At 69.6% G+C, this 12,757-nt stretch carries 10 protein-coding genes; 7 read left to right on the top strand and 3 right to left on the bottom strand.

The annotated features are described in order from the left end of the window. Window positions 1-3: 3 nt before the first annotated feature. The 3 genes from betC to ELI80_RS02190 all read right to left on the bottom strand — a co-directional run bounded on the left by betC (window position 4) and on the right by ELI80_RS02190 (window position 3,765). Entirely contained in the window at window positions 4-1,527 is a 1,524-nt protein-coding gene (gene betC, locus ELI80_RS02180) for a choline-sulfatase (protein ID WP_136649356.1), read from the bottom strand. Beyond that, window positions 1,524-2,459, bottom strand: coding sequence for a choline ABC transporter substrate-binding protein (gene choX / locus ELI80_RS02185; RefSeq protein ID WP_136649357.1), 936 nt, complete (start codon window positions 2,457-2,459; stop codon window positions 1,524-1,526). The genes betC and choX overlap by 4 nt, the downstream gene beginning before the upstream one ends. 286 nt (window positions 2,460-2,745) lie before the next feature. After that, window positions 2,746-3,765, bottom strand: a complete 1,020-nt coding sequence (locus ELI80_RS02190; RefSeq protein WP_161596411.1) for a LacI family DNA-binding transcriptional regulator — start codon at window positions 3,763-3,765, stop codon at window positions 2,746-2,748. 76 nt (window positions 3,766-3,841) lie between these two features. On the opposite strand from ELI80_RS02190, the gene bglB reads away from it, so the two are divergent. Genes bglB through ELI80_RS02225 form a run of 7 tightly spaced genes read left to right on the top strand, consistent with a single transcriptional unit; the run spans window position 3,842 to window position 12,755 of the window. After that, on the top strand, window positions 3,842-4,963 hold the full coding sequence (bglB, locus tag ELI80_RS02195) for a beta-galactosidase BglB (protein WP_201740520.1): 1,122 nt from the start codon (window positions 3,842-3,844) through the stop codon (window positions 4,961-4,963). Then, the gene (gene kduI / locus ELI80_RS02200) at window positions 4,960-5,796 is read left to right on the top strand and encodes a 5-dehydro-4-deoxy-D-glucuronate isomerase (RefSeq protein ID WP_201740521.1); all 837 of its coding nucleotides are present in this window, start codon (window positions 4,960-4,962) and stop codon (window positions 5,794-5,796) included. Before bglB ends, kduI begins: the two co-directional genes overlap by 4 nt. Before the next feature lies 1 nt (window position 5,797). Continuing rightward, window positions 5,798-8,320 carry a hypothetical protein gene (locus tag ELI80_RS02205; RefSeq protein ID WP_201740522.1) on the top strand — a complete coding sequence of 841 codons (2,523 nt, stop codon included), beginning with the start codon at window positions 5,798-5,800 and terminating at the stop codon, window positions 8,318-8,320. Further along, window positions 8,320-9,594: an ABC transporter substrate-binding protein gene (locus ELI80_RS02210; RefSeq protein ID WP_136649359.1), complete on the top strand. Its 1,275-nt coding sequence runs from the start codon at window positions 8,320-8,322 to the stop codon at window positions 9,592-9,594. The genes ELI80_RS02205 and ELI80_RS02210 overlap by 1 nt, the downstream gene beginning before the upstream one ends. Window positions 9,595-9,619: 25 nt before the next feature. Continuing rightward, window positions 9,620-10,669 (top strand): carbohydrate ABC transporter permease, encoded by a 1,050-nt coding sequence (locus ELI80_RS02215; RefSeq protein ID WP_136649360.1) that lies wholly within the window; start codon window positions 9,620-9,622, stop codon window positions 10,667-10,669. Continuing rightward, entirely contained in the window at window positions 10,666-11,721 is a 1,056-nt protein-coding gene (locus tag ELI80_RS02220; RefSeq protein ID WP_136649361.1) for a carbohydrate ABC transporter permease, read from the top strand. The genes ELI80_RS02215 and ELI80_RS02220 overlap by 4 nt, the downstream gene beginning before the upstream one ends. Window positions 11,722-11,732: 11 nt before the next feature. After that, window positions 11,733-12,755, top strand: coding sequence for an ABC transporter ATP-binding protein (locus tag ELI80_RS02225; protein ID WP_136649362.1), 1,023 nt, complete (start codon window positions 11,733-11,735; stop codon window positions 12,753-12,755). Window positions 12,756-12,757 lie beyond the last annotated feature (2 nt).

The raw sequence follows: 12,757 nt of genomic DNA on the forward strand, positions 1-12,757 counted from the left end.
CGCTCACTCGCCGCGCGGGAAGCGCTTGCTCTCCTCGAGGATGTCGAGGTTCATGTGGTTGCGCATGTAGCGTTCCGACGCCTGCATCAGCGGCTGGTAGTCCCACGGGAAATAGGCCCCGTTCCGCAGCGCCTCGTAGACGATCCAGCGCCGCGCCTGGCTCTGGCGCACCTCGGCGTCGTAGGCGTTCAGATCCCACCGCGCCGCCGCCATGGCCCGCAACCGCTCCACCGTGCCTGCATGGGCGGGATCGCCTGCAAGATCGATGCGCTCGCCGGGATCGGCGTGAAGGTCGAAGAGCTGCTCCGGATCGGCGAGGCAGGCGGTGTACTTCCAGCGCCCGTCCCGGATCGCGACCATGGGCGAGACGCTTGCCTCGGCCGCATACTCCATGACCACCGGGGCGCGGTCTGCGCCGCTCGCCACCGGCACCAGCGACTGCCCGTCGGTCCACGGGCTCACCTCCTCCATCGGCAGCGCGACCAGGTCCGCCAGCGTCGGCAGCAGGTCGATGGTGGAAACCGGCGTGTCCACCCGGCCCGCCGGCATGCCCGGCGCGGCGATCATCAGCGGCACGCGCGCGGACGGGTCGAAGAAGTTCATCTTGAACCACAGCCCGCGGTCGCCGAGCATCTCGCCATGGTCGGACAGGAAGACGACGACCGCTTCCTGCCGGGTATCGCGCAGCACGCCCATGATCTCGCCGATCTTGTCGTCGATGTAGCTGATGTTGGCGAAGTAGCCCTGCCGCGCGCGGCGGATCTGGTCGTCCGTGATGTCGTAGCGCCGCCAGTCGCAGGCGTCGAGGATGCGCTGCGAATGGGGGTCCTGCGCGTCGTAGGGGATCGCCTCGGGCGGCTCCAGTTCCGGCGCGCGCGCGTACAGGTCCCAGTAGCGGCGCCGGGCCACGAAGGGGTCGTGCGGATGGGTGAAGCTGACCGTCAGGCACCACGGCCGCGCGTCCGCCCCGCGCGACAGGTCGTAGAGCTTGCGGCAGGCGTTGTAGGCGACCTCGTCGTCGTATTCGTACTGGTTGGTGATCTCGGCCACGCCTGCGCCGGTGATCGAGCCCATGTTGTGATACCACCAGTCGATCCGCTCCCCCGGCTTCCGATAGTCGGGGGTCCAGCCGAAATCGGCCGGGTAGATGTCGGTCGTCAGCCGCTCCTCGAACCCGTGCAGCTGGTCGGGGCCGACGAAGTGCATCTTGCCGGACAGGGCGGTCGCATACCCCGCGCGGCGCAGGTGGTGGGCATAGGTCGGGATGTCCGACCCGAACTCGGCCGCGTTGTCGTAGACGCGCGTGCGGCGCGGCAGCTGGCCCGACATGAAGGCGGCGCGGGCCGGCGCGCAAAGCGGGCTGGCGGTGTAGGCATTGGCGAAGCGCGCCGACCGCCCGGCCAGCGCGCCGAGGTTCGGCGCGCGAAGGAACGGCGCCGGCCCGTCGGGAAACCACACGCCCGACAGCTGGTCGGCCATCAGGATAAGGATGTTGGGGCGGCGTCCCGCCGGGCCGGCGCTGGTCATCCGGCGATCGCGGCCTTTGCTGCGTCAAGGCCCGGCTGGCCGTCCAGCGTGGTGACGCCGGTGGTCCATTCGGTGATGACCTCGGGGTTGTCGCGCAGCCACGCCGTTGCGGCCTCGGTCCCCGTCATGCCGTCATCGAGGATCGAGCCCATCAGCGCGTTCTCCATGTCGACGCTGAAGGTCATGTTCGACAGCAGCCTTGCCGCGTTGGGGCAGGCCTGCGCCCACTCCGTGCGCGCCAGCGTGTGGACCGTCGCGCCGCCGAAATCGGGGCCGAACTCCTCGTCGCCGCCCGTCAGGTAGGTGATCTCGTGGGCGATGTTCATCGGGTGCGGAGCCCAGGCGAGAAACACGGTCGGCGTGTTCGCCTGGTCGTTGCGCGCGACTTGCGCCAGCATCGCCTGCTCGCCCGATTCCACCAGTTCCCAGTCGCCGAGGCCGTTCTTGTCGGCCGCGATCATCGCCGCGATCGACTGGTTGGCGGGCGCGCCCGGCTCGATCCCGTAGATCCTGCCGTCGAACGCGTCCCGGTGGGCGTCGAGGTCGGCGAAGTCTTTCACGCCGAGGTCCGCGCCTGCCTTGTTGACGCCCAGCGTGAACCTGGCCCCGTCGAGGTTCTGCACCAGCTCGGTCGTGCGGCCCGACGCGTCGAGATCGTCGCGGAACGACTTCTGCGCCGGCATCCAGTTGCCGAGGAACGCGTCGATCTGCCCGCCCTTCAGCGCCTCGTAGCCGATCGGCACCGACAGGGTCTGCACGTCCGGGGTGTAGCCCAGGGCGTCCAGCATGACCGAGGCGAGCCCGTTGGTCGCGGTGATGTCGGTCCAGCCCGGATCGGACAGGCGGACGGTCCCGCAGGTGGCGGCATCGTCGGCGAAGGCGGGCGTGGCTGACAGCGCCAGCGCGGCGATCAGGATCGGGCGGATGGTCATGGGTGAAGCTCCCCCTTGGTTTGACATGCCGGCGGACCGGCGGCGCGGACCAGTCTGCCCGTCAATCTCGCGTTTGCAAGTCGTGATTGTCCCTCTCCATCGTGGAAGGCCGGGGCGCCATGACATGCGCCGCTTACGTTCGCTGCGCGTCAAGGGTGGCGTGTGCGATGTTCAGCGCCATCGGCGCCTGACTTCACCGGACCGGCCACACGGCTCGGTTGCCCGGCTGTCGGCGCAATGTCGCGGCAGCTCGTCCCGCCCGCGAGGTGAGTTCGCATCACGCGCGTCAGCCCGTCCGGACCGGCCCCGTCGAGGCGCGTTCCACCAGAGCGCAGCCGAGTTCGATCTTGCGCGGGATCGCCGGCTCGGCGAACAGCCGCCGCCGCGCAGTCTGCTGGATCAGCGTCAGCGCCTCTTCCCCGATCCTGCGCATCGGGATCACGATCGTGGTCAGCGCAGGCGACAGGAACTCGCCCTGCGGCAGGCCGTCGATGCCGATGACTGAAATGTCGCCGGGGACCGTCCGGCCGGTTTCCTGTATCCCCACGATGGCGCCGGCCGCGAGGATGTCGGCGGCGGCGATGACGGCGGTGAAGCCGGGATCGTCGCCCAGGGCGCGGCGGATGCGGATGCGGGCGGCGTCCGAGGTCCAGTCGTCCACCTCGAGGATCCGGTCGGGCCCCAGCGCAGGGCCGAGTTCGTCGCGCACGCCTTCCAGCCTGCGGGCGATGGTGCGGCGGCCCGGCCGCGTCAGGAACACGATCCGGCTGTGCCCCAGCGCCTTCAGGTGCGAAGCGGCCAGCGCCGCAGCCGAGCGGTTGCAGGGCGCGACCGAGTCGATCGTCATCAGCGGATCGTCGTCGTTCAGAAGGACGACCGCGCAGGGCAGCGACCGCGCCAGCGCGATCGTGTCGTCGTCCACGGTCATCAGGATGATGCCGATCAGCCCGCCTTCGACGCCGCCGTATGTTTCGGGCAGCCGCGCGATCTCGGCCGGATGGCCGTAGCCCAGCACCTCGACCTCGATGCCCAGTTCGCCAGCGCGGCCGCGCAGACCTTCCAGCACGTGCAGCGTGTACTGGCTTCGCTGCAGGTCGAGAAGCGCCGCGTGCGAGGCGACCAGCAGCACCCGCGAACCCACCGTCTCGTCTCGCAGCGGATAGTTCAGCTCGCGCGCGCGGGCACGGATGCGGGTCACGACCTCGTCGCGCACGTAGCCCCGGCCGCTCAGCGCGCGCGACACCGTGGCGGTGGAAACGCCGAGGTCGCGGGCGATGCGGGCAATCGTGGGGCGCTTGGGCGGCATGGTTCGAGGGTATGAAAGGAAATTACACATTGCAACAACGTTGCATGAGCAGGTTCACTCGGCGGGGGAGGACGGCATGGACGACGCAGGCGACCTGATTCTGGATGCGCGGCAGCGGATGGGCGACACGCTCGACCTGCTCGTGGCGGGGCTGACCCGCCTGTCGCATGACGGCCGCTTCGTGGAACCGAACCTCGACGGCAGCGCGGGCGACTACATCAGCTTCGACGCCTGGGAATGGCCTCAGGGCGTCGGCATGTTCGGGCTGGTGCAGCTGTGGCGCGCCAAGGGTCACGAGCCGGAGCTGGGGCGGCTGATCGACGGCTGGTACCGCCGCGCGCTTGATCGCGGCCTGCCCCCGCTCAACATCAACACCACCGCGCCGATGCTGGGGCTCGCGCTCTACTGGGACAGGACGCGGGACCCCGCGTTCCACGCGGCGCTGGAGGACTGGACCGCGCGGCTGCTGACGGCGGCGGGCCGGACCGGCTTCGGCGCGTTCCAGCACGACGTGTCCGACAAGCTGAACGAAGGCGAGCTGTGGGACGACACGCTCTACATGGTGGGGCTGTTCCTCGCCGCCTACGGGCAGGCGTCGGGCCGGCGCGAGCTGGTGGACGAGGCGGAGCGCCAGTTCCTCGCCCACGCCCATTTCCTTGCCGACCGCCGCACCGGCCTGTGGTTCCACGGCTGGACCTTCGCGGGCCGCCACAACTTCGCGGGCGCGCTGTGGGCGCGGGGGAACGCGTGGATCACTGCGGGGCTCGTGGACCTGTTCGAGCTTGCCGACCTGTCGCCGGGCGTGCGGCTGCATCTTGAATCGCTGCTGGGCGACCAGGTGGATGCGCTGCTGCCGCTGCAGGATGCCGCCGGCATGTGGCATACGCTGCTGCAGGAGCCGGAAAGCTATCCCGAAACCTCGGCGACGGCCGGGTTTGCCTACGGCCTTCTGAAGGGCGCGCGGCTGGGGCTTGGCGACGAACGCTGGCGCGCGGCGGGGCTGCGGGCGCTGGACGCGGTGATCGGCGCGGTGGATGCGCAGGGCGTCGTCGGCGGGGTCAGCTACGGCACCCGGATGGGCCACGACCTGCAACACTACCGCGACATCCCGATCCAGCCTACGGCCTATGGGCAGTCGCTGGCCATCCTGGCGCTGGTCGAGGGACGCCGGCACCTGATCGAAAGGAACGACCGATGACCATGCTGCAACGCTACGGCGCTGGACCCGACCAGATCGACGCGATGCTGACCGACGACCTGCGCGACAACTTCATGGTCGAGGGGCTGTTCCAGCCGGGGCGGATCGCCTTCTGCTACACCCACTACGACCGCATGATCCTCGGGGCGGCGGTCCCCACGGACGCGCCCCTTTCCTTCGGCGACGGCGCCGACGTGGGCACCCCGCGCTTCTTCGACGCGCGCGAGATGGGGATCGCAAACCTCGGCGGCGCGGGCTGGGTCGAGGTGGACGGCACCCGCCATGCGCTGGCTAACCGCGACGTGCTGTATGTCGGGCGCGGCGCGGGCGAGGTCCGGCTGGGCAGCGACGATGCCTCTGCTCCGGCGCATTTCTACATGAACTCGGTCCCTGCCGGCGCGGACATCCCGCACCGCCTCATCACCCGCGACGAGGGCAAGCAGGTCGAGTTCGGCGAGGCGGCCAAGTGCAACCACCGCCGCCTGCGCATGTACATCCATCCCGAGGTTGCGCCGTCCTGCCTGCTGCTGATGGGGATCACCGACCTGGCCGAGCAGTCGGTCTGGAACACCATGCCGCCCCATCTTCACGAACGGCGGATGGAGGCCTACTGCTACTTCGACCTCGCCCCCGAGGACCGGGTCATGCACTTCATGGGCCGTCCCGACAACACCCGCCACCTGGTCGTCGCGAACGGCGACATGGTGCTGTCGCCGGCGTGGTCGATCCACATGGGCGCGGGGACCGGGCGCTATGCCTTCGTCTGGGGCATGACCGGCGAGAACCAGGCCTATGGCGACGTCGATCCCGTCGCCATCGCGGAGCTGCGCTGACATGCGCCTGACCAGCGGCCAGCCCTTGCCCTGGTGGCAGACCACGCCGCTGGCCGAAGCGCGCTACGACGTGCCCGACGCCCCCATGCAGGGCGAGATGGACTCGACGTTCTTCCTGACCAAGGACAAGAACTACATCCCCCACACCTATCCCTGCCGCACCGCCTACATCGCGGAGTTCCGCGACCGCGAGCCGGTGCCGGATCTGGATCCCGACTGGACCATGGCGCGCAACGTCCTGCCGATGGGGTCCGCGTTCCTCGACCTGTCGGGCTTCTGGTTCCGCGCCACCCGGCTGCGGAACTGGCAGCGCACCGCCGTTCACGCCGAGCGCGCGGGTCCGGCCCGGCTTCGCCTCGGCATCTGCGGTGCGGCGAAGCTGTTCGTGAACGGCGAGGCGGCGGGCTGGCTTTCCCCCACGGTCCGCAACGCGATGACCAAGGCCGAGTTCGACGTGATCCTGCGCGAGGGCCTGAACGAGATCGCCGTCTGGCAGGAGGACCTGGCCGAGCGCGACGCCGTCATTCGCGTCCTCGTCGAGTGGGTGGATGGCCCGCCCGCCCGCGCCGCGCATCCCTTCGACGCGGACGACGCGCTGGTCGGCGGGGTCGAGGCCGCGATCGCGGCCATGCATCTCGACCGCAAGCACTACGACGACACCGACGAGATCCGGCTGGTGCTGCCCTGTCCGTTCCCGGCCCGGGTCGCGGCGCAGGTGGTCGTCAGCGGCCATTTCATGGCCCATGACAGCCAGGGCATCGTGCTGGACATCGCCCCGGGCGCCGGCCACGCCGTGATCGGCAAGGCCGGCGATTTTCCTGCCGACTACCGCTACTTCCACCTCGACCTGGAATGCGGCGGCTTCCGCACCCGCGCGACGCTGGGGGCCGAGATCGGCTGGCGCAGCCGCACCGGCCCTGCGCCCGAGGCGCTGCCCGACCGCATCGCCGAGACGCTGGCCTGGATCGCCGCCCACGCCGAGAACGACACCGAGACGGCGCTCGCCTGCCTCGATCAGGGCGACACGGCCCGGGCCGCCGCCATCTACGAGCACGAACTTTTCGGCATCGAGGACTGCTTCGACTGCGCGGATTTCGCCTTGGTCCCGCTGCTGTGGGGCCGCATCGCCTATGCCGACCGCATCCCCGACGGCCTGCGCGACCGCATCGACCGGGCCGCGCTCGGCTTCCGCTACTGGATGGACGAGCCGGGCAACGACGTGCAGTGGTACTTTTCGGAAAACCACGCGCTCCTGTTCCACACCGCCGCCTACCTTGCTGGCCACCACCAGCCCGACGCCGTCTTCCGCCGGTCGGGACGGACCGGGGCGGAGCAGTCGCGGGTCGGGCGCGAACGCCTGCTCGGCTGGTTCGACCACTTCGAGCGGGCGGAGATGGCGGAGTTCAACTCCTCCCCCTACTTCCCGATCGATCTCAAGGGGATGACCGCGCTCCACGCGCTGGCGCCGGACGAGGACATCCGCGACCGCGCCCGCCGCGGCATCCTGCGGCTGGTCGAGATCGTCGCGAACTCGGCCCACATGGGCGTCAACACCGCAGCCGAAGGGCGCAGCTACGAACACTCGCTGATCCCTGCCGACACGTCGGAACTGACGGGGATCGCGCGGCTGCTGTGGGGCAGGGGGTGGTTCGGGGCGCATGTGAACTGCCTGGCGCAGCTGGCGCTGTGCCTGCGCGACCACGGGCTTGCCGTGCCGGCGGAGCTGCGGCGCCGCGCGATCTGGACCGGCGAGGGCGCGCAGGAATGGCGCTTCGGGCAGGGGAACGGTCTGTTCGCGAAGCTGTATCACTACAAGACCGCGGACTTCGCGCTCGGCACGGCGGCGGCGTATCGCTGGGGCGAGTGGGGGTACCAGGAGACGCTGATCCACGGCCGGCTGGGGCAGGAGCCCCGGGCGCAGGTCTGGATCAACCATCCCGGCGAGATGGTGCAGTCGGGCTATGGCCGCCCGTCCTTCTGGGGCGGCTCTGCCAGCGTGCCCCGGGTGCAGCAGTATCGCGGCCTTGCGTTGGTGGCGTTCGACGGTGTCGAAGGGCAGCTCGACTTTACCCACGCCTGGTTCCCGACGGAAAGCTTCGACAACTGGCGCGTCGAGGGCGACCGCGCCCACGCGCGGCACGGGCGCGGCATCGTGCTGATCCGCGGCTCGCGCCCGCTCGACCTCGTGACCACCGGCGGGTCGGCCAACGCGGAGCTGCGCCTTCCCGGACGCGACGGGTTGTGGGTGGTCCGGATGGGCAGCGGCGACGACGCGGCCGCGTTCGAAGCCGCGCATCCGCTGACAGCCACCGGAACGGACGGCACGCTGACCGTCGAGGATCCCGAATACGGACCCGTCCGCTTCCTGCCCGACGGCACCGTCGAGGCCGAGGGGCGGGTGCTGTCGCCCCGCGACTGGACGCTTGAGGGAGAGCGGACGGTCCACGACGAAGCGTCGCCTGACGACCAACGCGGCCCCGCCGACGAGATCCGGGTCCGCACAACGAGAACTGGGAGGAACTGATGAAACAAGCCTATCTTCGCGGGACGGTGATCGCAGCCGCCCTTGGTTTCGCCTCCACCGCTCTCGCGGCCGAGGAAGTCCGCATCATGTGGTATTCGGACGGCAACGAGGGCGAGGTCGTGGCCGACCTCCTCAAGCGGTTCGAGGAACAGAACCCCGACATCACCGTGGCGCTGGACAACGTGTCCTACCAGGTGGTCAAGGAACAGCTGCCGATCACGCTGGAAGCCGGCGGCGGGCCGGACATCGCCCGCGTGACCGATCTCAAGGCGCTGGCGGACCACTGGCTGGACCTGACGCCCTATCTTGCCGACAAGGCCTACTGGGACCAGAACTACGGCGAGCAGGCCGACTGGCTGCGCCCGGACGGGTCGGACGCGATCACGGGGTTCATGACCCAGATCACGCTGACCGGCGGTTTCGCCAACAAGACGCTGTTCGACCAGGCGGGCGTCGCGCTGCCCGCGGCCGGCAGCAGCTGGGACCAGTGGGTCGAGGCCGCGCAGCAGGTCGCGACCAGCCAGCAGCTGCCCGCGGCCTTCGCGATGGACCGTTCGGGCCACCGGATGAGCGCGCCCATCATCAACTTCGGCGCGAACTACATCGGCGCCGACGGCATGCCCGCGCCGGTGGACGCAGGCGTCAGGGACTATGTCGGCAAGCTGGTCGGCTGGACCGAGGGCGGGCAGAACCTCAAGGACGTGTGGGTCAGCGCCGCGGGCGCGTCCTACCGTGCCGCGGCCGAGGACTTCATCAACGCGCAAGTCCCGCTCTACTTCTCGGGCAGCTGGCAGATCGGGAACTTCTCGGCCAAGATCGGCGACAACTTCGACTGGGTCGCGATCGGCAACCCCTGCGGGCCGAAGTCGTGCAGCGGCATCCCCGGCGGCGCGGGGCTCGTGGCGGTGAAGTACACCCAGCACCCCGAGGCGGTCGCGAAGGTGATGGACTATCTCGCCTCCGAGCCGGTGATGCGCGAGTTCACGCAGCGCACGCTGTTCATCCCGTCGAACGCGGCGGTCCGGGCGGCAGGCGACCTGGAATACGTCACCACCGACCCGCAGGTCCAGCCCGCGCTCGACGCCTTCAACGCCGACGTGAAGAACATCACGCCCGAGGCGAACGCGCTGCCCGCGTGGAAATGGGCGACCGCCTACTACACCGCGCTCGTGACCCGCACGGGGCAGGCGATGGCGGGCGAGATGTCGCTGGAGGACGCGTTCGCGCGGATGGACAGCGACATCGCCGAGCAGGTCGCCCAGGCTGCGCAGTGACGCGGGCAACGAAGCGGGCCGGGGCATGACCCTGTCGGGCAAGGCATCCGCCAGTCCGGCCCGCCCTGCGCGGGACGCGGTCGGGCGGCGTTCCGTGGGCGCGGTGCTTGCCGCGCCGGCGGGGTTGCTTGCCCATCTGTTCGACGCGCCGATGCGGCTCTGGCAGCGCATCGCCGGTCGGGGCGGGATGATCGCCTTCTTCCTCGCCCCGAACATGGCCATCTTCGGGCTTTTCGTCATCGTCCCGCTGGGCCTGAACGTCGCCTACGCGCTCAGCGGCGGGACGGCGCTGTTCCTGCCGCAGCGCAGCTACGTGGGGGCTGCGAATTTCGAACGGCTCCTGACCTGCGGCGACCACATGGACCCGGCCACCTGCCGCGACGACCTGTTCTGGATCGCGGTCTGGAACACGGTGCGGTTCGTGGGCCTGCAGGTCGTCGTGCTTGTCGGCGTGGCGATGGTCACGGCGCTGATCCTCAACGGCAAGATCCGGGCCCGCGGCTTCTGGCGCGCGGTGTTCTTCTTTCCGGTGCTGCTGTCGCCGGTCGTCGTGGGGCTGATCTGGAAGTGGATCTTCCAGCGGCAGGGGCTTCTGAACTGGGTCATGGTCGAACTGGGGATGGACCCGGTGAACTGGCTCACCGACCGAACCTGGGCGTTCCTGTTCTCGGTCGGGATCTCGGTCTGGGCCCATGCGGGGTTCTACGCGCTCATCCTGCTTGCGGGGCTGCAGGCGATCCCGCGCGACATCTACGAGGCGGCCGAGATGGACCGCACCTCGCCCGGCCGCGCCTTCCGCCGCATCACCCTGCCGCTTCTGTGGCCGAACCTCCTCGTGGTGATCGTGCTGGCGCTGATCCGCGCGGTGCAGGTCTTCGACGAGGTCTACGTCCTGACCGGCGGCGGCCCCGGCACCTCGACCATGTATCTCACGCAGTACATCTACGAGACGGGCTTCGCCTCGTCGCTGCGCAATCCGGGGGTCGCAGCGGCGGCATCGCTGCTGATGGGGGGCGTGCTGGTGGTGCTGACGATCGCCCAGCTCGGCCTGACGCGGTGGAGGGACCGACAATGAGCGCAGTCGCCTTTCTCACCCGCCGCCGGGGCGGCCGGGGCTGGCACTGGACCGATGTCGTCACCTTCGGCTGGCTCGCCGCGGGGCTGGTCCTGATCTTCGGCCCGGCGCTGTGGCTTCTGCTGTCGTCGTTCAAGACCCCGGCGCAACTGGCCGAGTTCCCGCCCTCGATCCTGCCTTACGCGAGCCGGTCGGCGATGGTCGACACCGGCGACGGCCCCAGGCTGCTGCCGCTCTACACCGTGGAGCTGCCGGACGGCACCACCGCCGTCATGGCCGAGAAGAACCGCATCGGCATCATGGCCAACATGGTGCGCCCCGAGGCGCCGGACGAGGTCGTCAAGGTCAACATCAACGCCCGCCAGCCGCTGCGCGAGGTGGCCTTCGCCACCGGGAACTACACGACCCCGCTTCAGGCCTTCGACTTCGGCCGCTACCTGTGGAACTCGGTCTTCGTGACGGTGATCGCGACGCTCATCACGCTTCTGACCAACTCCATGGCCGCCTTCGCGCTGTCGAAGTACGAGTTCAAGGGCAGGGGCGCCGTGATGATGGTGATCGTGGCGACGCTGATGATCCCGCTGTCGGTGAACCTCGTGCCGCTTTATTCCGTCGTCTCCGCGGTGGGGCTTCTCAACACCCGCTGGGGCGTGATCCTGCCGACCGTCGCCACCCCCACCGGCGTCTTCATGCTGCGCCAGTACATGCTGACGATCCCGGACGAACTGCTCGAGGCCGCGCGCATGGACAACGCCAGCGAATGGCAGATCTACTGGCGCATCGTCCTGCCGCTGGCGGCGCCGGCGCTCGCGGTGCTCGCGATCTTCTCGGTCGTGTGGCGCTGGAACGACTTCCTGTGGCCCCTGATCGTGCTGAGCCGGAAGGAGCTGTTCACGCTTCAGATCGGGCTCAACAGCTACGCGGGCGAACTGAACGTGCACTGGCAGTTCATCCTTGCGATGACGGTCGTGTCGATCATCCCGGTCTTGATCGTGTTCTTCTTCCTGCAGCGTTTCATCACCGCCGGCATCGCCGGCACCGGGCTGAAGTAGAAGGGGCGCCAATGGGCCACATCAGGCTGGAAGTCGTCCGCAAGACCTACGGTCCGCTCGAGGTGCTGAAAGGCATCGATCTTTCGATCGAGAAGGGCGAGTTCGTCGTCTTCGTCGGCCCTTCCGGCTGCGGCAAGTCGACGCTGCTGCGCCAGATCTCGGGTCTCGACCGCCCGAGTTCGGGCCGGATCGAGATCGACGGCCGCGACGTGACCGATGTGGGGGCTGCGGACCGGGGCCTTGCGATGGTGTTCCAGTCCTACGCGCTTTATCCGCACATGACCGTGCGCGACAACCTCGCCTTCGGCCTGCAGAACAACCGCATGCCCAAGGCCGAGATCGCGTCCCGCATCGCCGAAGCCGCTCGGATGCTGGAGATCGGGCACCTGATGACCCGCCGCCCGGGGCAGCTTTCCGGCGGGCAGCGCCAGCGCGTCGCGATCGGCCGCGCGGTCGTCCGCGACCCCACCGCGTTCCTGCTGGACGAGCCGCTGTCGAACCTCGACGCCGAGCTGCGGGTGTCCATGCGGGCAGAGCTCGCGGCGCTGCACGCGCGACTGAAGACGACGATGATCTACGTCACCCACGACCAGGTCGAGGCGATGACGCTGGCCGACCGGATCGTGGTCCTGCGGGACGGAGCGATCGAGCAGGTCGCGACGCCGATGGAGCTGTTCAACCGCCCCGCCAACCGCTTCGTCGCAGGCTTCATCGGCGCGCCGCGGATGAACTTTCTCGACGTGGCCGACGCGGCCGCGCTGGCGCCGGGCCAGGCGATGCCGGGCGCCGCGGCGTCCGTGGGCGTCCGCCCGCAGAACCTGCGCCCGGGCGACGGCGAAGCGGCGATGACCGTCGACCTCGTCGAGGCGCTGGGGACGGAGACGGTGCTTCACGGGCGTCTCGCGTCGGGTTCGCGGGTGATCGTGGCGCATGCCGGGCAGATGGCGGCGCGGCGCGGCGACGTGCTGGCGGTCGCGGCGGAAGCGGGCAAGCTGCACTTCTTCGACGCGGCCGACCGGCGCGTGGAAGCCTGAGG

This window comes from Paracoccus aeridis, assembly GCF_004923205.2.
Taxonomy (GTDB): domain Bacteria; phylum Pseudomonadota; class Alphaproteobacteria; order Rhodobacterales; family Rhodobacteraceae; genus Paracoccus; species Paracoccus aeridis.

Excerpts from the sequence above, each read along its gene's own strand:
- ELI80_RS02190 (WP_161596411.1), bottom strand. The coding sequence starts at position 3,765 with ATGCCGCCCAAGCGCCCCACGATTGCCCGCATCGCCCGCGACCTCGGC.
- kduI (WP_201740521.1), top strand. The coding sequence starts at position 4,960 with ATGACCATGCTGCAACGCTACGGCGCTGGACCCGACCAGATCGACGCG.
- ELI80_RS02210 (WP_136649359.1), top strand. The coding sequence starts at position 8,320 with ATGAAACAAGCCTATCTTCGCGGGACGGTGATCGCAGCCGCCCTTGGT.
- choX (WP_136649357.1), bottom strand. The coding sequence starts at position 2,459 with ATGACCATCCGCCCGATCCTGATCGCCGCGCTGGCGCTGTCAGCCACG.
- betC (WP_136649356.1), bottom strand. The coding sequence starts at position 1,527 with ATGACCAGCGCCGGCCCGGCGGGACGCCGCCCCAACATCCTTATCCTG.
- ELI80_RS02205 (WP_201740522.1), top strand. The coding sequence starts at position 5,798 with ATGCGCCTGACCAGCGGCCAGCCCTTGCCCTGGTGGCAGACCACGCCG.
- ELI80_RS02220 (WP_136649361.1), top strand. The coding sequence starts at position 10,666 with ATGAGCGCAGTCGCCTTTCTCACCCGCCGCCGGGGCGGCCGGGGCTGG.
- ELI80_RS02225 (WP_136649362.1), top strand. The coding sequence starts at position 11,733 with ATGGGCCACATCAGGCTGGAAGTCGTCCGCAAGACCTACGGTCCGCTC.
- bglB (WP_201740520.1), top strand. The coding sequence starts at position 3,842 with ATGGACGACGCAGGCGACCTGATTCTGGATGCGCGGCAGCGGATGGGC.
- ELI80_RS02215 (WP_136649360.1), top strand. The coding sequence starts at position 9,620 with ATGACCCTGTCGGGCAAGGCATCCGCCAGTCCGGCCCGCCCTGCGCGG.